Annotated in this window: 23 protein-coding genes; 9 read left to right on the top strand and 14 right to left on the bottom strand. The window is 71.5% G+C overall.

The window, feature by feature from the left end; all coding sequences use genetic code 11:
- Window positions 1-43 precede the first annotated feature (43 nt).
- Window positions 44-736, top strand: coding sequence for a bifunctional 2-polyprenyl-6-hydroxyphenol methylase/3-demethylubiquinol 3-O-methyltransferase UbiG (gene ubiG, locus ACFHPP_RS03200; RefSeq protein WP_437161822.1), 693 nt, complete (start codon window positions 44-46; stop codon window positions 734-736).
- Between the two features lie 350 nt (window positions 737-1086).
- On the opposite strand, the gene ACFHPP_RS03195 is transcribed toward ubiG, so the two are convergent.
- The 5 genes from ACFHPP_RS03195 to ACFHPP_RS03175 are packed head-to-tail and all read right to left on the bottom strand — an operon-like array spanning window position 1087 to window position 4905.
- Window positions 1087-1773, bottom strand: a complete 687-nt coding sequence (locus ACFHPP_RS03195; protein ID WP_437161821.1) for a hypothetical protein — start codon at window positions 1771-1773, stop codon at window positions 1087-1089.
- A gap of 14 nt (window positions 1774-1787) precedes the next feature.
- Entirely contained in the window at window positions 1788-2300 is a 513-nt protein-coding gene (locus tag ACFHPP_RS03190; protein ID WP_437161820.1) for a DUF1178 family protein, read from the bottom strand.
- Window positions 2297-2554, bottom strand: coding sequence for a glutaredoxin 3 (gene grxC, locus ACFHPP_RS03185; protein WP_437161819.1), 258 nt, complete (start codon window positions 2552-2554; stop codon window positions 2297-2299). The genes ACFHPP_RS03190 and grxC overlap by 4 nt, the downstream gene beginning before the upstream one ends.
- Before the next feature lie 31 nt (window positions 2555-2585).
- Entirely contained in the window at window positions 2586-3362 is a 777-nt protein-coding gene (locus ACFHPP_RS03180) for a ComF family protein (protein ID WP_437161818.1), read from the bottom strand.
- Window positions 3340-4905: a rhodanese-like domain-containing protein gene (locus ACFHPP_RS03175; protein ID WP_437161817.1), complete on the bottom strand. Its 1566-nt coding sequence runs from the start codon at window positions 4903-4905 to the stop codon at window positions 3340-3342. The genes ACFHPP_RS03180 and ACFHPP_RS03175 overlap by 23 nt, the downstream gene beginning before the upstream one ends.
- Before the next feature lie 94 nt (window positions 4906-4999).
- Here ACFHPP_RS03175 and ACFHPP_RS03170 point away from each other — a divergent pair, with 94 nt between their 5' ends.
- The 4 genes from ACFHPP_RS03170 to ACFHPP_RS03155 all read left to right on the top strand — a co-directional run bounded on the left by ACFHPP_RS03170 (window position 5000) and on the right by ACFHPP_RS03155 (window position 8502).
- Window positions 5000-5875, top strand: a complete 876-nt coding sequence (locus tag ACFHPP_RS03170; RefSeq protein WP_437161816.1) for a methyltransferase domain-containing protein — start codon at window positions 5000-5002, stop codon at window positions 5873-5875.
- 95 nt (window positions 5876-5970) lie between these two features.
- Window positions 5971-6777, top strand: a complete 807-nt coding sequence (map, locus tag ACFHPP_RS03165; protein ID WP_437161815.1) for a type I methionyl aminopeptidase — start codon at window positions 5971-5973, stop codon at window positions 6775-6777.
- 133 nt (window positions 6778-6910) lie between these two features.
- Window positions 6911-7597 carry a RadC family protein gene (radC, locus tag ACFHPP_RS03160; protein ID WP_437161814.1) on the top strand — a complete coding sequence of 229 codons (687 nt, stop codon included), beginning with the start codon at window positions 6911-6913 and terminating at the stop codon, window positions 7595-7597.
- A 44-nt stretch (window positions 7598-7641) separates the two neighbouring features.
- Entirely contained in the window at window positions 7642-8502 is an 861-nt protein-coding gene (locus ACFHPP_RS03155; RefSeq protein ID WP_437161813.1) for a S1C family serine protease, read from the top strand.
- On the opposite strand, the gene ACFHPP_RS03150 is transcribed toward ACFHPP_RS03155, so the two are convergent.
- From ACFHPP_RS03150 to ACFHPP_RS03125, 6 genes are all read right to left on the bottom strand, one after another.
- Window positions 8483-9733: an O-antigen ligase family protein gene (locus tag ACFHPP_RS03150; protein WP_437161812.1), complete on the bottom strand. Its 1251-nt coding sequence runs from the start codon at window positions 9731-9733 to the stop codon at window positions 8483-8485. The two genes, ACFHPP_RS03155 and ACFHPP_RS03150, sit on opposite strands and share 20 nt — an antisense overlap.
- A gap of 25 nt (window positions 9734-9758) precedes the next feature.
- Window positions 9759-12431, bottom strand: a complete 2673-nt coding sequence (gene ppdK / locus ACFHPP_RS03145; RefSeq protein ID WP_437161811.1) for a pyruvate, phosphate dikinase — start codon at window positions 12429-12431, stop codon at window positions 9759-9761.
- A 71-nt stretch (window positions 12432-12502) separates the two neighbouring features.
- The gene (glyS, locus tag ACFHPP_RS03140) at window positions 12503-14644 is read right to left on the bottom strand and encodes a glycine--tRNA ligase subunit beta (protein WP_437161810.1); all 2142 of its coding nucleotides are present in this window, start codon (window positions 14642-14644) and stop codon (window positions 12503-12505) included.
- On the bottom strand, window positions 14644-15030 hold the full coding sequence (locus ACFHPP_RS03135; protein ID WP_437161809.1) for a type II toxin-antitoxin system VapC family toxin: 387 nt from the start codon (window positions 15028-15030) through the stop codon (window positions 14644-14646). Before ACFHPP_RS03135 ends, glyS begins: the two co-directional genes overlap by 1 nt.
- Window positions 15027-15293 carry a type II toxin-antitoxin system VapB family antitoxin gene (locus ACFHPP_RS03130; protein ID WP_437161808.1) on the bottom strand — a complete coding sequence of 89 codons (267 nt, stop codon included), beginning with the start codon at window positions 15291-15293 and terminating at the stop codon, window positions 15027-15029. The genes ACFHPP_RS03135 and ACFHPP_RS03130 overlap by 4 nt, the downstream gene beginning before the upstream one ends.
- Before the next feature lie 52 nt (window positions 15294-15345).
- Window positions 15346-16215, bottom strand: coding sequence for a glycine--tRNA ligase subunit alpha (locus ACFHPP_RS03125; protein WP_437161807.1), 870 nt, complete (start codon window positions 16213-16215; stop codon window positions 15346-15348).
- Window positions 16216-16292: 77 nt separating this feature from the next.
- Between ACFHPP_RS03125 and ACFHPP_RS03120 the strand changes: the two genes are divergently transcribed.
- A complete protein-coding gene (locus tag ACFHPP_RS03120) occupies window positions 16293-16697 on the top strand; it encodes a ketosteroid isomerase-related protein (RefSeq protein WP_437161806.1) in 405 nt (134 codons plus the stop codon).
- Here the strand turns inward: ACFHPP_RS03120 and ACFHPP_RS03115 are convergent.
- From ACFHPP_RS03115 to ACFHPP_RS03105, 3 genes are all read right to left on the bottom strand, one after another.
- Window positions 16682-17413: an alpha/beta fold hydrolase gene (locus ACFHPP_RS03115; protein WP_437161805.1), complete on the bottom strand. Its 732-nt coding sequence runs from the start codon at window positions 17411-17413 to the stop codon at window positions 16682-16684. The genes ACFHPP_RS03120 and ACFHPP_RS03115 overlap by 16 nt on opposite strands.
- Before the next feature lie 89 nt (window positions 17414-17502).
- Window positions 17503-18783 carry a two-component system sensor histidine kinase NtrB gene (locus ACFHPP_RS03110; protein WP_437161804.1) on the bottom strand — a complete coding sequence of 427 codons (1281 nt, stop codon included), beginning with the start codon at window positions 18781-18783 and terminating at the stop codon, window positions 17503-17505.
- A gap of 128 nt (window positions 18784-18911) precedes the next feature.
- A complete protein-coding gene (locus ACFHPP_RS03105; protein ID WP_437161803.1) occupies window positions 18912-19742 on the bottom strand; it encodes a S49 family peptidase in 831 nt (276 codons plus the stop codon).
- A gap of 98 nt (window positions 19743-19840) precedes the next feature.
- On the opposite strand from ACFHPP_RS03105, the gene ACFHPP_RS03100 reads away from it, so the two are divergent.
- The 3 genes from ACFHPP_RS03100 (at window position 19841) to ACFHPP_RS03090 (ending at window position 22720) form a co-directional block, all read left to right on the top strand.
- Window positions 19841-21040: an FAD-dependent oxidoreductase gene (locus ACFHPP_RS03100; protein WP_437161802.1), complete on the top strand. Its 1200-nt coding sequence runs from the start codon at window positions 19841-19843 to the stop codon at window positions 21038-21040.
- Between the two features lie 73 nt (window positions 21041-21113).
- Window positions 21114-21737, top strand: coding sequence for an isochorismatase family protein (locus ACFHPP_RS03095; RefSeq protein WP_437161801.1), 624 nt, complete (start codon window positions 21114-21116; stop codon window positions 21735-21737).
- On the top strand, window positions 21734-22720 hold the full coding sequence (locus ACFHPP_RS03090) for an NAD(P)H-dependent flavin oxidoreductase (protein WP_437161800.1): 987 nt from the start codon (window positions 21734-21736) through the stop codon (window positions 22718-22720). The genes ACFHPP_RS03095 and ACFHPP_RS03090 overlap by 4 nt, the downstream gene beginning before the upstream one ends.
- Window positions 22721-22724: the final 4 nt, after the last annotated feature.

Raw genomic sequence — 22724 nt, 5'->3', positions numbered from 1 at the left:
CGGGCAACCATGACCAACTGACCATAATTGGGGGAGTGCAGCCATGACGGGCACGGTTGTTGCCGGGGAACGACAGAAATTCGATGCGCTGGCCGCGCGCTGGTGGGACCCGGACGGGCCGATGAAGCCCCTGCACCGGATGAACCCGCTGCGCACCGGCTGGATCGCGAAGCGCCTGGACGGGGTCGCCGGCAAGTCCATCCTGGATGTCGGATGCGGCGCCGGGCTGGCCTCGGAGGCCTTCGCCCGCCTGGGCGCGCACGTCACCGGCGTGGATGCGGCCGGCGAGGCCCTGGCGGCCGCCCGCGCCCATGCCGAGGCCGGCGGGCTGTCGATCGACTACCGCGAGGGTGGCCCCGAGGATCTGCTGGCGGTTGGCGAAAAATTCGACGCGGTGGTGGCGCTGGAGGTGATCGAGCATGTCGAGGACCGCGCGCAGTTCCTCGGCGCCCTGGCAGCGCTCGCGAAGCCGGGCGCGCCGATCTTCCTGTCCACGCTGAACCGCACCGCGCGCTCCTTCCTGCTGGCCAAGCTCGGCGCGGAGTACCTGCTGCGGCTGCTGCCGGTCGGCACCCATGACTGGCGGATGTTCATCACGCCGGGCGAGCTCGGCGCCGCGCTGCGCCCGACCGGCTACCGGATCACGGAGCTCGCCGGCATGCGCATGTCGCCGACCGGCCAGTGGTCTGAGACGCGGGACCTGGGGGTGAACTACCTGGCCATGGCGCGGCGCTGAACGCCGATCCGGGTCAGGTCGCCCGGTCAAGGGGCGGCTTATCCCCATCTCGGGGGATTTCCCTGGGGATAAGCAGTGCCCTGTCCTGTGGAACCCCTGGCCGCACCGGGGCTCGCTGGAGTGTTCTTTCTGTGTTCCCGCAGCACGTTAAAATATTTTTGGAACGCCTTCGTGTATCCGCGGCGCCACAGGAAGAGTTTTCCACATTTGCGGGGGTAAAGCTGTGGAGAAACCCACCCGAAACTCGCGGCATCCGTCGTGCGGAAAGGCGGTTGACTCGAAGAGGATGCAGACTGCTCCAGCCAGGTCGAAACCGATCCTGGCGTGTCTTCCAATGATAATTCGAATTGCTAACGGCGCGGCAGCCAGGCCGCGAATTCCCGGGCGAGCCACGCCGCCTGCGCCGAGGTCAGCTCCGCCTCGTGCCGGGCGGGCACCGCCTTGTTGCGGTAGGTGAAGGCGAATCGCTGCACCCACAGCCGTACCAGCCAGTTCGGGCAGGCGATCCCCAGCTCGGCCTTGATGGCCTCCACCGCGTCGGCCATGCGAAAGGCGCAGATGGCGTAGTCGAGCGGCAGGACCCGCGGCAGCACCGCCCAGATGGCCTGCTCGCCAAGGTAGCGCCGCACCCCGGCCACCGCGTCGTCCAGCGTCACGAACTCCGCGAAGGCGCGTTCGCCCCGGCCGCGCGCCAGCCGGCTGGCATCGAGCAGGGACAGGCAGATGTCGCGCGGGTCGCGGTGGTTCACATGCGCCGAGACCAGGCCCTGCGCGGCCAGCCCCTTGTAGGCCGCCACCCACTCCGGCCCCGGGCAGGCATGCGTCTTGACCAGCAGGATGCGGCCGGCGGCGGCCTCCGCCAGGCGCGGCAGGTCGGCCGCCACCAGGTCCTGCGCGAAGTTCACCTTGTGGCCGCCGGGCAGCAGCGAGGCGGCCAGCAGGGGCTGGCGGTGACCGCCGAGGCGGGCCACGGCCTTGGCGAGTTCGAAGGCCAGCGTGCTGCCGGATTTCGGGATGCCGTAGCTGAAGACGAGCACCGGCGCGCCCCGGTTCAGCCGTCGGCGCGGGGCACCCAGGGCAGGCGGGCGATGTCGATGCCGTCCTCGGCCAGCGCCTCCGCCTCCGCCTCGGTCGCCTCGCCATAGATGCCGCGGGACTCGACCTCGCCATTGTGGATCTTGCGCGCTTCCTCGGCGAAGCCGTCGCCGACGTAGTCGCACGATTTCTCCACCTCGGCCCGCATCCGCTGCAGCATGGCGAGAAGCTGCGCCGGGATCGGCCCGGCGGCGACGCGCTGCGACATGCCGCCGCTGTCGGTGGGCACCAGGGCGTTGCTCGGCGCGGGTTCCGGCGCGGCGGGCTTTTCCTCCGCCGGCGGCGGCGCCACGACCTTGCGGCGGGACTTGCGGACCGCCGGCGCCATCAGGGCGCGGGTCACCTGCGTGCCGCCGCAATGCGGGCATTCCACCAGCCCGGCCGCGGCCAGCTTGTCGAAGCCGGCGCTGTCCTGGAACCAGCCATCGAATTCATGGCTGGCGGCGCAGCGGAGCTGGTAGTGGATCATTGCGCCAGCAGCGGGTCGAGCCCGCCCTTGCGCTCCAGCGCCATCAGGTCGTCGCAGCCGCCGATGTGCCGGCCATCGATGAAGATCTGCGGCACGGAGGTGCGGCCGCCGGAACGCGCCATCGCCTCGCGCCGCGCCTCCGAGCCGTTCGGGGCGTATTTTTCTTCGAAGGCCGCGCCCTTGCGGGTCAACAGCGCCACTGCCCGGCTGCAATAGGGGCAGAAATCCTGGGTGTAGATTTCGATCTTCGGCATTCCCTTGAAATCGGGCGCCGCACGGCTCCGGTCAAGCCTCCGCCTGAAGTCGTGGGTCCGGCACCCGCGCGGCCGCCAAAACATCCACCGAAGCCGCGCCGGCGGCCAGCAATGCGCGGGCACAGGCCTCGGCGGTGGCGCCGGAGGTCATCACGTCATCCACCAGCAGCACGCGCCGTCCGGCCACGCGCCGGGCACCGCGGGCCGTCAGCCGGAAGGCACCGGCCAGCAGCGCCGCCCGCTGCGCCGCGCCGAGGTCGCCGAGCGGCGGCGTGGGGCGCGAGCGCCGCAGCAGGTCCGGAATGCAGGGCCTGCCGGCCAGGCGCGCCAGCCTCTGGGCCAGCAGCGCCGCCTGGTTGTAGCGGCGCGACAGCAGCCGCCGCCAATGCAGCGGCACCGGCACGATCAGGTCGCAGCCGGCCAGCAGCGCCGCCCCGGCCTGCGCCATCTTCTCGGCCAGCGGCGCCGCTAGGTCGGTGCGGTCGCCATGCTTGAACGGCAGGATCAGGCGCTGCGCACCCGCGTCGTAGCGCAGCGCGGCGCGCGCCATGCCGTAGGCCGGCGGCCGCGCCAGGCAGGACGGGCACAGCCCGCCCGGCCCGGCCTGCCCGGCATGCAGGAAGGGCACGCCGCAACGGGCGCAGAACGGGGCAGTCAGGCGCGCGAGCTGGCGGAAGCAGTCGCCGCATTGCGTGCCCTGGCGCTCCACCGCCGCCTCGCAGGTCAGGCAGTGCGGCGGCAGCAGGGCATCGAGCAGCCCGCCGCCGAGCCGCGCCAGCAGGAGCCTACCAGGCGCCGAAGGGGGCATCGCCGTCGCGTTCCACGGCGTGCACCAGGTCGATCTCCCAGGCCAGGTAGGCGCGCATCGCCTCCTCCACCCCGCTGTTGCGGTCGTAGGGACGCAGGTAGGCGTCGATGCAGGCAGCGTCGGGTGGGTCGGTGCGATCGGCCTCCAGCGGGAAGCCGGCCGCCTTCCAGGCCGCGGTGCCACCTTCCAGCACCGCCACATCGGCGATGCCGAGGCCGCGCAGGTCCGCCGCGCCGAGCGCCGCCAGGTCGTCGGAGGGTGCCGCGACCGCCACCGGGCGGCCGGGCGGCAGGCGCGCCGCGACCGCATCCAGCCGCGTCCGCACGCCCCATACCGCGCCGGGGATGTGCCCGGCCCGGAAGGCCAGGGACCGGGCGAGGTCCACCACCGCCACCTCCCCGCCCCGCACCGCATCGGGGGCGATGCGCGGGACGGCGGGGCGCAGCGCGTCGGGCAGGCGGGGCAGAACGGGCCCGGTTTCCAGCGCCTCGTGGCTGTCCATCCTCAGGCAGGACACCTCCCAGCCGCCAAGCTGGCGCAGCCAGCCGGCGGTCATCGCGCTTCGGGTGCCGGTATCGTCCACCAGCACGATCCGGGCGCCGCGCACCGCCACCCAATTGTCCGTCGCCTGCACCAGCTGGCCGCCGGGCGCGTTGATGGCGCCGGGCAGGTGGCCGGTGGCGAACTCCGTCGGGTCGCGCACGTCGAGCAGGTAGGTGGTGCGGCCAGGCTCCGCCCGCAGCGCCGCCAGCCCGGCCCGGTCGATCCGCCCCGCGCCCGCCGCCCCGGCGAAGCTTTCCGCGCGGGAAAACGTCTCGGCGGCATCGGCGGGGATGCCCGGCGCGAAACTCTCGTTGCGGCCGCGGCTGCAGCGGAAGCCGGCGAGTTCCCACCCCATGGTGCCGTTGCGCAGCGCCACCACCCGGTTCGGCAGCCCGGCCCGCCGCAGGCTCTCGGCCCCGAGGATCGACCGCGTGCGGCCGGCGCAGTTCACCACCACGGTGGTCCCGGGCCGCGCCAGCATCCCCGGCACGCGGTAGGCGAGTTCCGCGCCCGGCACGTTGATCCCGCCGGGGATCGACATGGCGTGGAATTCCGCCATCGGCCGGCTGTCCACCACCAGCAGATCCGCCCCCGCGGCCTGCATCGCCGCCAGTTCCGCCGCATCGACGGAGGGCGTCTCGTAGTGATGCTCGACCCATTCGCCGAAGGCCTTGGAGGGCACGTTGACGCCGGAGAACAGCTCATACCCCGCCGCCTGCCAAGCCGGCGTGCCACCCTCCAGCACCTGCACGTCGGTGCAGCCGAGCGTCGCCAGCACTGCGGCGAGGCGCGCGGCGAGCCCCTCCCCGCCATCGGTGCAGACCACCCGCACGTCGCGGCGCGGCAGCAGCAGGGGGGCGCGGAACTCGGCCTGGGACAGCGGGCAGGGCACCGCCCAGAACAGGTGGGAGGCGCCGAACTCGCCCTCCTCCCGTGCATCGAGGATGGCGAGCTCCGCGCCGTCGCGCAGCCAGGCCTTCAGCGTCGACGGTGCGACCATGCGTCCCTCCCCAAAGTCCCAGAAAGCCTGGCCCGAAGCCTAGCCCGCCTTGTCCGCCGGGCGAAGCGGGCGCATCTGCCGCCGGATGGATGCGATGCAGGTTTTCGACCGGGCGCTGCTGCGCCGCCGCCGCGACAGGGCCGCCGGCACGGTGCACCAGGTGGCGCCGATCCTGGAGGATTGCGCCGACCGGCTGCTGGACCGGCTGGACGACGTGACGCGCCGGTTCTCCCGCGCCCTCGACCTCGGCGGGCGTGGCGTGGTGGCGCCCAGGCTGCGCGACCGGGGCATCGCCTCCGTCGTCTCGGCCGACCTCTCGCCGGCCATGGCCGCGCGCGCGGGGGGCCTGGCGGTAGCGGCGGATGAGGAGTTCCTGCCCTTCGCGCCCGAAAGCTTCGACCTGATCGTGGCCAGCCTGTCGCTGCACTGGGTCAACGACCTGCCCGGCGCGCTGATCCAGATCCGCCGGGCCTTGGCGCCGGATGGGTTGTTCCTGGCCTCCCTGCCCGGCCTCGGCACTTTGCAGCCGCTGCGCCAGGCGCTGGCGGAGGCGGAGACGGCGCTGCGCGGCGGGCTTTCGCCGCGTGTCTCGCCCTTCCCGGAGTTGCGCGATGCCGCCGGCCTGCTGCAACGCGCCGGCTTCGCGCTGCCGGTGGCGGATGCGGAGGAGGTGGGGCTTGCCTACCGCACGCCCTTCGCCCTGCTGGCCGATCTGCGCGCGGCCGGGGAGGCGAATGCGGTGCTGGCCCGCGACCCGCGCACGCCGCCGCGCGCCCTGTTTCCGATGGCAGCCGCCGCGCTCCCGGAAGGGCAGGACGGCATCCGGCCCGGCCTGCGGCTGCTGATGCTGACGGGCTGGGCGCCGCATGAAAGCCAGCAGAAGCCGGCCCGGCCCGGCAGCGCGACGCATCGGCTGGCGGATGCGCTCGGCAGCACCGAGCAGACAACGGGCGAAAAACCGGGCGGGTAGCCCGCCGCGCAACCCCGCCATGCCTTGCATCAGGCGGGACCGCAGCGCATCTTCGCGCATTATATCAGCATCTTTTCGGGACGGTCCCACACATCATGGAGCAGCAGGCCGGCGAAAGCCGTCGCATCACCCTCCACGCCCCTGCGGATTTCGAGGGCATGCGCCGTGCCGGCCGCCTGGCGGCCGAGACGCTGGACATGATCACGCCGCATGTGAAGCCGGGCATCACCACCGAGGCGATCGACCGGCTGATCCACGACTTCGTGCTGGCGCATGACGCGATCCCGGCGACGCTGGGCTACCGCGGCTACACCAAATCCTCCTGCACCTCGATCAACCACGTGGTCTGCCACGGCATCCCGGGCGACCGGGTGCTGCTGGATGGCGACATCGTGAATATCGACGTCACCGTCATCCTCGATGGCTGGCACGGCGACACCAGCCGGATGTACGTCGCCGGCACGCCATCGACCAAGGCGCGGCTGCTGATGGACGTGACCTACGAATCCATGATGCGCGGCATCGCCGCCATCAAGCCGGGCGCGACGCTCGGGGATATCGGCCACGCCATCCAGTCCTATGTCGAGCGCAACCGCTTTTCCGTGGTGCGGGATTTCTGCGGCCACGGCATCGGCCGGCGCTTCCACGAACCGCCGAACGTGCTGCATTTCGGACGCCCCGGCGAAGGCCCGGTGCTGAAGCCCGGCATGTTCTTCACCGTGGAGCCGATGGTGAATGCCGGACGGCCGGAGGTGAAGGTGCTGGATGATGGCTGGACCGCCGTGACCCGCGACCGCAGCCTGTCGGCGCAGTTCGAGCACATGGTCGGCGTGACAGCCGATGGCGCGGAAATCTTCACCGTCTCCCCGGCCGGCCTGCACCGCCCGCCCTTCGGGGCCTGAACGCAGAGGTTGAATATCCCGCCTGGACGTTGCACCCTTCGCCGCTGAGCGAGGGGTTGGGATGGCCCGAAAGCCGCAATTTTCCGAAGCGAGTACCGGGCTCGACGGGCTGTTCCCGGCGGATGACAACGGGATGTCCGAGGCTCCGCCGCCGGGCCATCTCGGCCATCGCGCCCGCATGCGCACCCGGCTGCTGACGGCTGGCCCGGACAGCCTGCTCGACCACGAGATGCTGGAGATGCTGCTGTTCCAGGCGCTGCCGCGCCGGGACACCAAGCCCATCGCCCGCGCCCTGCTCGCCCGCTTCGGCAGTTTCGCGAATGCCATCGCCGCGCCCGCCCGGGACCTGCAGCAGGTGGAGGGGATGGGGGAGGCCGGCACCGCGGCGCTGAAGACCGTCCACGGCGCGGCGCTGCGGATGTTGCGGGCGGAGGTGCGCGACCAACCCGTGCTGAACAACTGGGACCGGCTGATCGGCTACCTGTCCGCCGCGCTGGCCCGCGAATCGGTGGAGCAGTTCCGGCTGCTGTTCCTCGATTCCAAGAACCGCCTGATCGCGGATGAGGCGCAGGCGCGCGGCACGGTGAACCACACGCCGGTCTACCCGCGGGAGGTCGTGAAGCGGGCGCTGGAATTGCAGGCGACCGCGCTGATCCTGGTGCACAACCACCCCTCCGGCGACCCGACCCCCTCCCGCGCCGATATCGAGATGACGCAGGAGGTGAAGGCGGCGGCGGCGGTGCTCGGCATCGCGGTGCATGACCACCTGATCGTCGGCAATGGCCGGCACCTGTCCTTCCGGCGCGAAGGCCTGCTGTAGCGGCGATTGACCGCGAGGGCCGGCACTCGGCATGCTGGCGGAACATGCAACGTCCCCTCGCGCTGATCCCAGCCCTGCTGCTCACCCTGCTCGCGGGCGGCGATGCGCTTGGCCAGGGCAAGCCGCAGCCGGGTGGTGCCCCCCAGGCCCGGGCCTTCCCGCCGCTGCCGACCAGCAAGCCGCCGGCGCTGCCGGCCGCGCCGCAGGCCCGTGCGCCCCAATCCATGACGCCCACGGTTCCGGGCAAGCCGGGGGCGCCCTCGCCGGAAGCGACCGGGCGCATGGTCTCCTCCGGCACCGGCTTCGTCGTGGCGCCGGGGCGGGCGCTGACCAATGCGCATGTGGTCGATCGTTGCCGCGCCCTGCGGGTGCGCGCCGCCAACGGCACGGACATGACCGCCCGCGTGCTGCGCACCGACCGCCAGCGCGACCTGGCGCTGGTCGAGGTGCCGGCGGAGGCCGGGCCGCCGCTGGCCTTCCGGCGGGAGATGAACATCCGGCGCGGGGAGGGCGTGGTGACCTACGGCTTCCCGCTGGCCGGCATGCTGTCCTCCGGCCCGACGCTGACAACCGGGGAGGTCTCGGCGCTGGCGGGGCTCGCCGATGACCAGCGGCAGTTCCAGATCTCGGCACCGGTGCAGCCGGGCAATTCCGGCGGGCCGTTGCTGGACCTGGCGGGCCATGTGGTCGGCGTCATCGTCTCCAAGCTCAACGCCGCCCGCGTCGCCCAGCGCACCGGCGACATCCCGCAGAACGTAAACTTCGCGGTGAAGGGCAACGAGGCGCTGGAGTTCCTGCGCGGCGCCGGGGTGGTGCCGGCGATGGGCACCGGCCCGGCGCGGACGGCGGCGGAGGTGGGGGAGATCGCCCACCCCTCCACGCTGTTCATGCGCTGCCTGGGGTAGCCTTCTCGGCGCGGGCCAGCGCCAGGCCCCAGCCGGCCAGCAACACCCACATGCCGCCATTCGGCAGCGCACCCAGCGTGCTGCCGCTGCTGAGCGGCCAGAGCGGGATCAGGGTGGCGATGAACAGCCCGATCCGCAGCGGCGCCCCGCCGCGCCGCAGGCCGCGGAACACCGCGGCCAGCAGCAACAGCGCAAAGCCGGCGAACAGCAGCAGGCCGGGCCAGCCGGCGCTGGTCAGCGCTTCCAGGTAGGGGTTGTGGGCGTGGATCACGCACATGCCCGCGCCGCCGCCATCGGACCCGGCGGCCCAGCCGGCATGGTAGGCCGGGTCGGCGCAGTTCAGGCGGAAGCCGTTGGCGCCGAGGCCGAAGGCCGGGTTCTGCCGCGCCATCTCCAGCCCCCGCGCCAGGATCTGGCCGTAGTGGCTATCCGGAAAATTGGCGACCTGGCGCGGGAACTGCACCGCCAGGCGGTTGAAGGCATCCGGCGCCACCACGGCGGAGGCCGCCAGCGCCCCCGCCCCGATCGCCGCCGCCAGCAGCGCCGGGCCGAGCAGGCCGCGCATCAGCAGGGCGGCGATGCCGAAGCCGAACAGGCCGAAGACCAGCGGCAGCCGCTGGCCGATGAAGACCAGCGTGGCCAGTGTCAGGGCCACCAGCGCCCAGGCGGCGAGGCGCGCCGGCAGGGAGCCGCGCAGCAGGCGCCCCGCCGCCTCCAGCACCGGCGGCCACAGGCTGATCACCAGGAAGGGGCCGGCGCGGGGGCGGGTGAAGGGGCCGGGCAATTCGCCCGCCGGCCAGCGCCGATGGCCAAGGATGCCCCGCCCGGCCAGCAATTGCAGCCAGACCTCCAGCACGATCCAGGCGACGGCGAGCCCGACGGCGCGCAGCAGCCAGCGCCGCGCCTCGGCATCGGCCAGAACCCAGGCGGAGAAGGCCAGGATCGACAGCGGAATGCGGACCCAGCCCAGCGCCGCCTGCATCTGCGCCCATGCCGCGCCGTTCAGCAGCGTGCACAGCAGCAGCCAGCCCCAGAAGCCGAGCGCCGCCAGGAACCAGGGCGCCCGGAACGGGGCGAAGTCCCGCCGCAGGGCGCAGCGCAGCAGGAAGGCGCCGGCCAGCGCCGCCAGCACGCCTTCCGCCACGCCGCGCGCATGGATCAGCAGCAGCGGCAGCGCCAGCGTGGCGACCAGCGCCACGCGGTTGCCGACCGATTCGAGGCGGGGATTCATCGGGCGAAGGGTGCCCGCCTCACGCTCATGCGGTGCGGTCGCCGCCCCCGCTGGCCAGCGCCGCCTGCGCCGCCGCCAGCCGCGCCACCGGCACCCGGTAGGGCGAGCAGGAGACGTAATCCAGCCCGGTCGCGCCGCAGAAGTGGATCGAGGCCGGGTCGCCGCCATGCTCGCCGCAGATGCCGAGCTTGAGGTCCGGCTTGGTCTTCCGGCCCTTCTCGGAGGCGATCTGCACCAGCGCGCCGACGCCGTCGACATCGATCGAGACGAAGGGGTCCTTCGGCAGGATGCCCTTCTCGACATAGAAGGGCAGGAACTTGCCCGCATCGTCGCGCGACAGGCCGAAGACGGTCTGCGTCAGGTCGTTGGTGCCGAAGCTGAAGAAATCGGCCGATTCGGCGATGCGGTCGGCGATCAGCGCGGCGCGCGGCAGCTCGATCATGGTGCCGACCTGGTAGACGATGGTGGTCTGCTTTTCGGCGAAGACCTCCTGCGCCACGCGGTCCACCAGGGCGCGCAGGATTTCCAGTTCGCGCGTCAGCGCCACCAGCGGGATCATGATCTCCGGCACCGGCGCCTTGCCGGTCTCAAGGCCGATGGCGACGGCGGCCTCGAAGATGGCGCGGACCTGCATCTCGTAGATCTCGGGATAGGTCAGGCCGAGCCGGCAGCCGCGGTGGCCGAGCATCGGGTTGGCTTCCGACAGATCCGCCGCGCGGCGCTGCATCGCCGCCACGTCGGCGCCGAGGCTCTGCGCCACCTCGGCGATCTCGTTGTCCTTGTGCGGCAGGAATTCATGCAGCGGCGGGTCGAGCAGCCGGATCGTCACCGGCAGCCCCGCCATGATCCGGAACAGCTTGAGGAAATCCTCCCGCTGGAAGGGCAGCAGGCGGGACAGGGCGTCGCGGCGGCCTTCCTCGGTGTCCGCCATGATCATCTGGCGCACGGCGCCGATGCGCTCCGGGTCGAAGAACATGTGTTCGGTCCGGCACAGGCCGATGCCCTCCGCGCCGAACTTCCGGGCGGTCTCGGCATCCAGCGGGGTTTCCGCGTTGGCGCGCACCTTCATCTTGCGGACGCCGTCGGCCCATTCCATCAGCGTGCCGAAATCGCCGGACAGCTGCGGTTCGATCATCGGGACGGAGCCGGCGAAGACCTCGCCGGTGGCGCCGTCCAGCGTCATCATGTCCCCGGCGGCCATGCGCTTGCCGCCGGCCATCAGGGTCTGGCCGGCATAGTCCACGCTGATCGACCCGGCGCCGGCGACGCAGGGCCGGCCCATGCCGCGGGCGACGACCGCCGCGTGGCTGGTCATGCCGCCGCGCGTGGTCAGGATGCCGCGGGCGGCGTGCATGCCGTGGATGTCCTCGGGGCTGGTCTCGATGCGGACCAGGATGACGGGCTCGCCCTTGGCGGCGCGGGCTTCCGCCTCATCGGAGGAGAACACGATGACGCCGCTGGCGGCACCGGGGGAAGCCGGCAGGCCCTTGGCCAGCGCCTTGCGCGGCGCCTTCGGGTCCAGCGTCGGGTGCAGCAGCTGGTCGAGCGACTTCGGGTCGACGCGCCGGATCGCCTCCGTCCGGTCGATCAGGCCTTCGCGGGCCATGTCCACCGCGATCTTGAGGCTGGCGGCGGCGGTGCGCTTTCCGTTGCGGGTCTGCAGCATGTACAGCTTGTTCTGCTGCACGGTGAACTCGATGTCCTGCATGTCGGTGTAGTGCGCCTCGAGCTTGGCGCGGACCTCCACCAGTTCCTGGTAGGCCTTCGGCATGGCGACTTCCATGCTGCGCTCGCCCGGCTTGGCACGGGCCTCGGCCATCGGCTGCGGCGTGCGGATGCCGGCGACCACATCCTCGCCCTGGGCGTTGATCAGGTACTCGCCGTAGAAGAAGTTCTCGCCGGTGCTGGGGTCGCGGGTGAAGCAGACGCCGGTGGCGCAATCCTCGCCCATGTTGCCGAACACCATGGCCTGGACGTTCACCGCGGTGCCCCACTGCGCCGGGATGTCGTGCAGGCGGCGATAGGTGTTGGCGCGCGGGTTCATCCAGCTGCCGAAGACGGCGCCGATGGCGGCCCAGAGCTGTGCGTGCGGCTCCTGCGGGAAAGGCTTGCCGGTGACTTCGGCCACCATCTCCTTGTAGCCGGTGACGACGCCCTTCCAGTCCTCCGCCGTCAGGTGGGTGTCCTCGTCGACGCCGCGCTCCATCTTGGCGTGTTCGATGATCTCCTCGAACCGGTGATGGTCGACACCGAGAACGACGGACCCGAACATCTGGATGAACCGGCGGTAGCTGTCCCAGGCGAAGCGGGCATCGCCGGAGGCGGCGGCGAGGCCATCCACCGTGGCGTCGTTCAGGCCCAGGTTCAGCACCGTGTCCATCATGCCGGGCATCGAAACGCGCGCGCCGGAGCGGACGGAGACCAGCAGCGGCTTGGCGGTGTCGCCGAATTTCGCGCCGACCGAATCCTCGATCCGCGCCAGCGCGGTCGCGACCTGGTCCTGCAGTTCCTGCGGGTAGGACTGCCCGTGGTCGTAGTAGTAGGTGCAGACTTCCGTGGTGATGGTGAAGCCGGGCGGCACGGGCAGGCCGATGCTGGCCATCTCCGCCAGGTTGGCGCCCTTGCCGCCGAGCAGGTTGCGCATGTCCGCGCGGCCTTCATTGTGGCCGGCACCGAAGCTGTAGACCCATTGAGTCATAGGACGGCGTTCTCCTGCATATGGGCTTGGCCAAGGGGTCGGGCTGTAACGGGGCTGGTTCGCGCCGTGGCTCAGCCTTCGATCCGGGAAAAGTCTGCGACCGTATCCATGGCGCCCCTTAGCCGCGCGAGCAAGCGCAGCCGGTTTTCGCGCGTGGCTTTCTCGGGGGCGTTCACGATCACCTTGTCGAAGAAGGCGTCGAGCGGCGCGCGCAGCGCGGCGAGCGCCGACATGGCGGCCGCGAAATTTTCCGAAGCCAGGGCGGCGGCGACGGCCGGCTCCGCCTGATCGAGGGCCGCGGCGAGGGCGATCTCCTCCGGCGCCGTCAGCAGCGCCGGGTCGACCGGGCCGGCGTGGGGGCCGTCCTTCTTGTCCTCGATCCGCAGGATGTTGGCGGCGCGCTTGGCGGCGGCGAGCAGGTTCGGGCCGTCGGTGCCCTCGACCAGCGCCTTCAGCGCCTCGGCGCGGGCGAGCAGGCGCAGCAGGTCGTCCTCCCCGCCCTGGCCGAAGGCGGCGGCGACGAGGTCGTGGCGGGCCCCCTCGGCGCGAAGCTGGACGCGCAGGCGCTCGGCCAGGAAGTCCACCAGCCCGGCGGCGAAGGCGGCCACCATCGGCGGGTGGGCGCCACCCTTCGGCGGCTGCCAGCCGTCCTTCAGCTTCTCCTGCGCCACCGCCATGCCGAATTCCGGGCTGGCGGTGGCGCCGAGCGCCTGCGGGAAACCGAAGAAGGCTTCGGCCAGCGCATCGCCCAGCCGCAGCCGCAACCGGTTCTCCCGGATGATGCGGAGGATGCCGAGCGCGGCGCGGCGCAGCGCGAAGGGGTCGCCGGAGCCGGTCGGGCGTTCATCCACGGCGAAGAAGCCGGCCAGCGTGTCCAGCTTGTCCGCCAGCGCCACGGCGATGGCGACCGGTTCTGCCGGCACCGCATCGCCCGGGCCGAGCGGCCGGTACTGGGTGCCGATCGCCTCCGCCACTTCGGGCGCCTCGCCCTGGGCCAGCGCGTAGTAGCGGCCGATGGTGCCCTGCAATTCCGGGAACTCGCCGACCAGGCCGGAGGCGAGGTCGGCCTTGGCCAGCCTCGCCGCGCGCGCGGCCATCCCGGGGTCGGCGCCGACCTGCGGCGCCAGCCAGCGCGCCAGCTTTTCGATCCGCGCGACGCGCTGCCCCTGGGTGCCGAGCTTGGCGTGGAACACCACGTCGTCCAGCTTCGGCAGGAACGCCTCCAGCCTCTGCCTGCGGTCCTGGTCCCAGAAGAAGCGCGCATCGGAAAGCCGCGCCCGCAGAACCCGTTCGTTGCCGGCCACCAGCGCCGTGCCGCCATCGCTCGGGACGATGTTGGCGACGATGCCGAAGAAGGGTGCGGCGCTGCCATCGGGCGTCGTGAACGAAAAATAGCGCTGGTTCACGCGCATGGTGGTGCGCATCAGCTCGGGCGGCAGGTCCATGAAGCCAGGGTCGATCCGGCCGAGCAGCGGTACCGGCCATTCGACCAGCCCGGCCACCTCCTCCAGCAGCCCGCGATCCGGCACCACGGCCACGCCCTGCGCCGCGGCCAGCCGCGCCAGCCCGTCCTCGATCAGGGTCATGCGCGCGCCGGCATCCGGCTCCACGAAGCGGGCGCGGAGGCCGGCCTCGTAGTCGCCGACGCCCTTCACGGCGAAGACGCGGTCGCCGGCGGCCATGATGCGGTGGCCCTCGGTGAGGTTGCCGCTCTGCATGCCCGGCAGCTCCGCGATGGCGAAGGGCACCACGGCGCCGTCGAGGAGGCACAGGATGCGGTGCAAGGGGCGGACCCAGGTGAAGGGGCCGCTCCAGCGCATGGATTTCGGCCAGCCGAATTTCTGCACGAGATCCGGCAGCACCGCGGACAGCAGGCTTGCGGCGGCCACCGTCTCGCCGGGTTTGCGCAGCACCCAGAAGCCGCCCTGTTCCTCCAGCTGTTCGCGCGTGGCGCCGTGCTTGCGCAGGAAGCCATCGAGCGCCGCCGGCGGGGCGGCGGTGCGCGGGCCGCGTTCCTCCTTCGCCTCGGTCGTGACCTCGGCGCGGAGCGTCGCGGACAGGCCGATGCGGCGCGGGCCGAAGAAGGGGCGCGGCGCGCCGTCCAGCAGCGGCGCGGCGGCGGCGGCGAAGGACCGGGCGAGCGCCTCGGCACCGCCCGCCTGCATCCGCGCCGGGATTTCCTCGCAAAACAGTTCCAGCAGGAACTCGGGCATCAGAGGGCGGCCTTCACGTCGGTCTGTGAGAAATCATCGCCCTTGAACAGCAGCGGCGCGTTCCGCTCCCGCGCCAGGGCGTAGGCGAAGCAGTCGCCGAAGTTCAGCGCAGCCTTGTGGCGGCCGCGGCCGAAACGGCGATGCGCCTCCCGCGCCAGCCGCACCTGGTCCAGCGTGACGGGCACGACCTCGGGCGCAATCCAGCCCAGCGCCTCATCGAGACCCTGCGGCGTCAGGCCGGCGCGGTTCTCGGCAACGATGGCCGCTTCCAGCCAGGAGGCCGCGGACATGGCCACCGGCGCGCCGGTCTGCAGCGCTGCCACGAAAGCAGGAGCGTCCGCCTCCCCCAGGACGATCGACATCAGCGCCGAGGTGTCGAGAATCATTTTGGCAGGCCGTTCTCGTCATAGAGGTCCGAGTGGTCGCTGCTGAAACTGGCGCCGGGCGGCAGGCTTTCGCGCACGCGGCGGCCGATCGCCATCAGCGCCTCGTACTTCCGCCGCACCTTGTCATCCCGCGCCGCGCGCTCGGCGGCCAGCCGCGCCTGCACCGCTTCGCGCAGTGCCGCGGTGGTGCTCGTGCCGAGCAGTTCCGCCAGCGCCTTGGCGTCGGCGATCAGTGCCTCGTCCTTGATGTTCAACTGGCCCATGGCGCCCTCCTGGTAGAAAGAGGGCGCATCATGGTAGAAACCCGGGCAAAAGTCACGCGGCCTCGCCCGCCACCCAGGCCTCGCAACAGCCCTTCGCCAGGGCACGGACGCGGCCGATATAGGCGGCGCGTTCCGTCACGCTGATGGCGCCGCGGGCGTCGAGCAGGTTGAAGCGGTGGCTGGCCTTGATGCACTGGTCATAGGCCGGCAGCGCCAGGGGCGGGTCGTAGGCCAGCAGGGACTGGCACTCGGCCTCCGCATCCGCGAAGTGGCGGAACAGCATCGCGGTGTCGGCGCCGGTGAAATTGTGGTGGCTGTACTCGACCTCGGCGCGGCGGAAGACTTCGCCGTAGGTCACGCCACGCCCGTTGAAGTCAATGTCGAAAACGTCGTCGACGTCCTGGATGAACATCGCCAGGCGTTCCAGGCCGTAGGTCATCTCGAAGGACGGCACCTCGCAGGCGATGCCGCCGACCTGCTGGAAATAGGTGAACTGGCCCACCTCCATGCCGTCGCACCAGACCTCCCACCCCAGGCCCCAGGCGCCGAGGGTCGGGCTTTCCCAGTCATCCTCGACGAAGCGGAAATCGTGCTTCATGGGGTCGAGGCCGAGCTCGCGGTAGCTGGCGATCAGCAGGTCCTGCGCGTCGCGCGGGCTCGGCTTCATGATGACCTGGTACTGGTAGTAGTGCTGCAGCCGGTTCGGATTCTCGCCGTAGCGGCCATCGGAGGGGCGGCGGCTCGGCTGCACATAGGCGGCCGACCAGGGCTTCGGCCCCAGCGCGCGCAAAGTCGTCGCCGGGTGGAAGGTGCCGGCGCCGACTTCCATGTCGTAGGGCTGCAGGATCAGGCAGCCCTGCGCACCCCAGAAGCGATGGAGCCGCAGGATGATCTCCTGGAAGGCGGGCGGCTTGTCGGACATGCGGGTCTTGCCGGGGGAGGTTGCCGCGGTTCAATACCGCCCGGCCGGGTCGCCCGGCAACCCGGGGACCGCCTGCCATGACCGAAGCCGAAGCCCTGATCCGCGCCTACTACGCCGCCTTCGACACCGGCGACCGCGCCACGATGCTGGCGATGGTCGCCGATGACGTGGTGCATGACGTGAACCAGGGCGCGCGGCGCCAGGGCAAGGCCGCCTTCATCGCCTTCCTGGCGCAGATGGACGCCGCCTATGCCGAGCGGATCGAGGATCTGGTGGTGATGGTGGACGCCACCGGCCAGCGCGCCGCGGCGGAATTCGTCGTCACCGGCCGCTACCTGCGCACCGACCCGGGCCTGCCGGAGGCGCGCGGCCAGGGCTACCGCCTGCCGGCCGGCGCCTTCTTCACGATCCGAGGCGGGCTGATCGCCCGCGTCGCGACGCACTACAACCTGCCGGACTGGATCCGTCAGGTCTCCGGCTGACCGACGAAGTCCAGGATCAGCCGCGCCAGGGCCTCCGGCGCCTCGATCGGGATCATGTGGCCGCTGCCCGCCACCACGCGCAGCACCGCGCCGGGGATGCCGTCGCGCAGTTCCTCGGCCTCCGCCAGGCTGCGCAGGCGGTCGTGGTCGGCGGCGATGACCAGGGTGGGGCAGGCGATGTCGCCGAGGCGAGCATCGGGCGCATCCCGCCGCAGCCGCGATTGCCGGGCGAAGACCGTGCCGCCGAGCCGGTCGCCCATGGCGCGCAGCCGCTCCAGCAGCACCGCATCGCCGGCCCGGTCCGGGTGCAGCGACGCCGCGAGGGCGGTGCGGCTCAGGCCACGGAAGGCGGTCTCGGCCGGCCGCCGGGCAATGGCCTCCCGCCGCGCCCGCTGCGCATCGCTGTCGGCGCGGGCGGAGGTGGCGACCAGCACCAGGGACGCGACCCGCGCGGGCGCCATTCGCGCCACCTCCCGCGCCACGTAGCCACCCATGGAGAAGCCGACCAGGACGAAGTGCTGCGGCGCGGCCTCCAGCACGCGCCGCGCCATGGCCTCGATCGTGTCGTCCTGGAACAGGTCGCCATGCCGCACCGGGCCGAGGCGCGCGAGCGCCGGCTCCACCTCCCGCCACAGATCGGAGTCGAGCATATAGCCGGGCAGCAGCACCAGGCCGCCGGACGGATCGAGTGAGGAAGCAGCGATGCCCGAGATCATCGTCCATGCCGTAGCAGGCCGCGCGACGGACCAGAAGCGCGGCTGGTCGGGGACATGACAGGGGCGGCAGGCTGGTGAGCGAGCGGTCGTCAACCGCCGACGGTCGCCTCCTGCGGCGCCCGCGGCAGATAGAGGGTGACGCAGGTCCCTTCGCCGGGTTGGCTGACGATATCCAGCCCGCCGCCAAGCTGGCGCACCACGCCCTGAACCATGCTCAGGCCAAGGCCGGTACCCTGGCTGGGCGGCTTGGTGGTGAAGAAGGGCTCGAGCGCCCGCGCCAGGACCTCGGCCGACATACCGGTGCCGGTGTTCCGCATCGCGATGGCGACGTAATCGCCGACTTCGAGCCCGCTGTCCTGGCGGGACGCGATCGTTGCGTTGCGCGTCGTCAGGGTCAGCTCGCCGCCCTCCGGCATCGCGTCGCGCGCATTGATCGCCAGGTTCATGATGGCCAACTCGACCTGGTTGCGGTCTGCCAGCGCCGGCCACAGCTCCGGGGCGCAATGGGCTGCGATGCGCACGTTGCGGCCCAGCGTACGGCCCAGCAGCATCGCCATCTCGGCCAGGGACCGGTTGAAATCCACCGGCGACCGTTCCAGCGGCTGCTGGCGGCTGAAGCCCAGCAAACGGGAGGTCAGGGCAGCACCACGCTCGAGCGTCCGCTGCGCCTCGACCAGAAGCGCCAGATCCTCCGTCGCCAGGGCGCGCCGGCCGAGCAGCGCGAGGCAGCTGCTCATGGCGGCAAGGATATTGTTGAAGTCATGCGCCACGCCCCCCGCCAGCTGACCCAGCGCCTCCATCTTCTGCGCCTGGCGCAGCGAGCCTTCGAGGCGGCGACGCTGGGTGATGTCCGTCGCGCGGCCCAGGATGCCGACCACGGCCCCGCCCGAGTCGAGCAGCGGCATGTACAACGCCTCGTAGACGATCGTGTCCGAGCCGAACTGGAAGGTCGGCTCGTAGGCATATGGCCGGCAGGTATCCCGGACCTGTCGAAGCCCCTCGGTGATGACACCCCCGATCTCGGCGCCCAGTACCTGCACCGGCGTCCGGCCACGAACGCGTTCCAGCGTTGTCCCGGCATGCGCCAGGCCGACCGGATTGATCATCTCGTAGACGAAGTTGCCCGCCCGCGTCACGTTGACATGGAACAGGCAGTCGACGGAGGTGTTGAAATAGGCCCTGAAGCGACCGGCGTCCGCTTCGGCATCTCCCGCCCGGTCCGCCCAATGCCCACCCCTCCTGGCCGGCAGGGGCGGCACGAAGGGTAGCTGGTCCGGCTCCTGGAAATCAGCGTTTGCAAGATCCGGCCGGTAGCCGTGGCGTCCGGCTCTAGAATACGAAGAATGCTCCCCTGTCAGATTGGTGTTCATGGCACCCGCTGATCTTGTTACGGCGAAGTGTAGATCGGTAACAAAAATCCCGCTACAAGGGGCTGGATTGCAGGTTGCCAGGTCGCGCGCGACCGCATCGCGTGATGCGCGCCCCAGCAGTCCGGTCGCTACAGCCCCAGCCGCGCCCAGGCCGCCCGTTCCTCCACGACCGCCATCGCACCCTCCGCCAGGGATGCGCCCGAGAGCAGCCGAAGCGGCCAGGGCGGGCGGCGGGCGCCGATGCCGATCATCTGCGCCTTGTCGCCGAAGCGGGCGCGGAGGTCGGCCGAGGCCTCGCCCAGCCGGTCCGCCAGGCCGAGTTCCACGGCGCGCCTGCCGGTCCAGAAGCGGCCGTTGAACAACTCCGCCTCCGGCGCCCGCAGCTTTGCGCCGCGGCGCAGGCGGACCCAGTCCTGGAACGTCCCATGCAGGTCGGCGAGCAGCGTCTCCAGCCGCGCCACATCATCCGGCCGTTCCGGGCGGAAGGGGTCGAGGAAGCTCTTGTCCTCCCCCGCCGTGTGCATCCGGCGCTGCACGCCGAGCCGGCCGATCGCCTCCTCCAGCCCGAAGCTGGCGCTGATGACGCCGATGGAGCCGAGGATGCTGGCGGGGTCGGCCACGATCTCATCCGCCGCGCAGGCCAGCCAGTAGCCGCCGGAGGCCGCGGCATCCTCGACATAGGCGGTGATCGGGATCTTCTTCTTGTCCGCCAGCCGCCGGATGCGCTGCGCCACCAGGCTGGACTGCACGGCGGACCCGCCGGGGGAGTTCACCACCAGCGCAACCGCGGCCAGGCGCTTGATGCCGAAGGCGCGGTCGATCAGCGGGCCGGTGGCCTGGGCGCTGATGCCGGCGGCGGCGAAGGCGCCGGCGGGGCGGGCGGCGATGACGCCGGACAGACGCAGCACGGCGATGCGGGGCGGCTTGGCCAGGAAGGGGAAGCTTAAGGGGAGGTTCATGGGGCATAGATGCGGTGGGCCAGGGCCGGAACAAGCCGGGGCCTTTCGCGATGCGGCCCGGCGCGCCATGCTCCGGCCGCTGCAGCCAGGGACGCCCGATGCCGAAACCCCTCCCCGTTCTCATCGCCGGCGCCGGCCCGGTCGGCATGGTCGCCGCCGCCTACCTGGCGGGGGAAGGCATCCCGGTGACCATCGTGGAACAGGCCGAGGAACTCCCCTCCGACCTCCGCGCCTCCACCTTCCACCCGCCGACGCTCGACATGCTGCGCCGCTTCGGCGTGGTGGAGGCGCTGGTGGAGCAGGGGCTGGTCTGCCCGCACTGGCAGTTCCGCGACCGCCAGACCGGCCCCATCGCGACCTTCGACATGGGCCGCCTGTCCGGCGACACGGACCATCCCTATCGCCTGCAATGCGAGCAGTGGCGCCTGACGCGGATGCTGCGCGACCGGATGGCGGCCAACCCGGATGTCACCTTCTTCTACGACGCCAGGGCGGCCGACGTGGCGCAGGACGCCGATGGCGTGACGCTGACCATCGAGCGTCCGGACGGATCGCGCGAGGCGCTCCAGGGCAGCTACCTGATCGGTGCCGATGGCGCGCGCAGCGCGGTGCGGCGCGCGCTCGGCGTGGAGTTCCGCGGGCAGACGATTCCGGAAATCTTCCTGACGCTGTCGACGCCATTCCCGTTCCACGAGGCGATCCCTGACCTCGCCGACATCTCCTACATCTCGGACCCCGAGGAATGGTACGTGCTGCTGCGCACCCGCAGCCTGTGGCGCGTGCTGTTCCCGACCGATGCATCCCAGTCCGAGGACAGCATGATGGACCCGGCGCGGATCGAGGCGCGGTTGCAGGCGGTGGTGGCGAACCCCGCCGGCTTCACCCTCGGCCACCGCACCGCCTACCGGGTGCATGAGCGGGTGGTGGACGAATACGCGCAGGGGCGCGTGTTCCTGGCCGGCGATGCGGCGCACATCAACAACCCGCTCGGCGGCATGGGCATGAATGGCGGCATCCACGATGCCTTCAACCTGGCGGAGAAGCTGACCGCGGTGTGGAAGGGCGCCGGGCTTGCGACGATGGGCCGCTACGGGCGGCAGCGCCGCAAGGTGGCGCTCGACGTCGTGCAGCAGCAGGCGCTGCGCAACCGGCAGATCCTGAACCAGCGCGACCCGGCGGCACGCGCCGCCTACCATGACGAATTGCGCGCCACCGTCGCCGACCCGGCACGGCACCACGCCTACCTGCTGCGAAGCTCGATGATCCAATCGCTGCGTGACCTGGAGGCGGTGGCATGAGTCCTGGCGCCCGACGTTTCAACCTGCGGCTGGCGTCTGAGGATGACGTGCGCCAGCACGTCATGCGCCGGATATGAGCGGGCACCCCGAGGCCGACATCTATCACCGCCAGGGCATGGGCCAGCGCGCCGGCATGGGGCAGCGGCCGGCGCTGGTGATGGTGGACTTCGTGGTGGGCTTCGCCGACCCGGCGCATTTCGGCGGCGGCAACATCGCCCCGGCCATCGAACAGACGGTGCACCTGCTGGCCTTTGCCCGCGCGCATCGCTGGCCCGTGGCGCATACCCGCGTGGTCTATGCCGAGGATGGGTCGGATGCCGGCGTCTTCACGCTGAAGGCGCCGTCGCTGCTGAAGCTGACGGAAAGCTCCCCGCTGTCGCAGATCGTACCGGCGCTGGCGCCGCGGCCCGGCGAGCACATCATCCGCAAGCAGGGCGCCTCCGCCTTCTTCGACACGAACCTCGCAAGCTGGCTGCGCTACCAGGGCGCGGACACGCTGGTGGTGACAGGCTGCACGACATCCGGCTGCGTGCGCGCGACGGTGGTGGATTCGATGCAGCACAACCTGCGCACCATCGTCGCGACGGATTGCGTCGGCGACCGCGCGCTCGGGCCGCATGAGGCGAACCTGTTCGACATGGGGCAGAAATACGCGGACCTGCTGACGCGGGCGGAGATCGAGGCGGCAGCGGGATGACCCTGCGCGAAACCCTGCACGGCCGGCTTTCGCTGCCGGCCATCGCCGCGCCGCTGTTCATCATTTCCGTGCCCGACCTAGTGGTGGCGCAATGCTGCGCCGGCATCGTGGGCTCGATGCCCTCGCTCAATGCGCGTCCGGCAAGCCAGCTCGACGAATGGCTGTGCGAGATCGAGGAAAGGCTGGCGGCGCATGACGCGGCGCATCCCGGCCGCCCCGCCGCGCCCTACGCCATCAACCTGATCGTGCACCGGTCCAACGAACGGCTGGAGCACGATCTGGGCGTGGTGGAACGGCATCGCGTGCCGCTGGTCATCACCTCGCTCGGGGCGCGGCCGGAGGTGAATGACACGGTGCATGGCTATGGCGGCCATGTGCTGCACGACGTCATCAACCAGCGCTTCGCCCACAAGGCGGTGGAGAAGGGCGCGGACGGGCTGGTGCTGGTGGCGGCCGGCGCGGGCGGCCATGCCGGCAGCCTGTCCCCCTTCGCGCTTGTCGGGGAAACGCGCGCCTGGTTCGACGGGCCCATCGCGCTGTCGGGCGCCATCGCGCATGGCAGCGCGATCCTGGCGGCGGAAGCGCTGGGCGCGGACTTCGCCTATCTCGGCAGCGCCTTCATCGCCACCGCGGAAGCGCGGGCGGAGGCCGACCACAAGCAGATGGTGGTGGACCACGCGGCGGAGGACATCGTCTACACCGACCTCATCACCGGCGTGCACGGCAACTACCTGAAGCCCTCCCTGGTCCGCGCCGGGATCGACACAGCGAACCTGGCGGCGCAGGAAGCCGCGAAGATGGATTTCGGCGGCAACCGCGTGAAGAAGTGGAAGGACATCTGGGGCTCCGGCCAGGGCATCGGCGCGGTGCGGTCCGTGCAGCCGGCCGCGGCGCTGGTGGAGCGGCTGAGGGCGGAATATGCGGCGGCACGCCGCCGGCTGGGGGCGGCGAGCCCGCTGGTGCACCCGGCCTGGGGCGGCTGATCTT

It is taken from the genome of Falsiroseomonas sp. E2-1-a20, from assembly GCF_051433195.1.
GTDB lineage: Bacteria > Pseudomonadota > Alphaproteobacteria > Acetobacterales > Acetobacteraceae > Falsiroseomonas.
The sequence above is the reverse complement of the archived record's forward strand: the minus strand, read 5'-3'. Positions and strand labels throughout refer to the sequence as shown.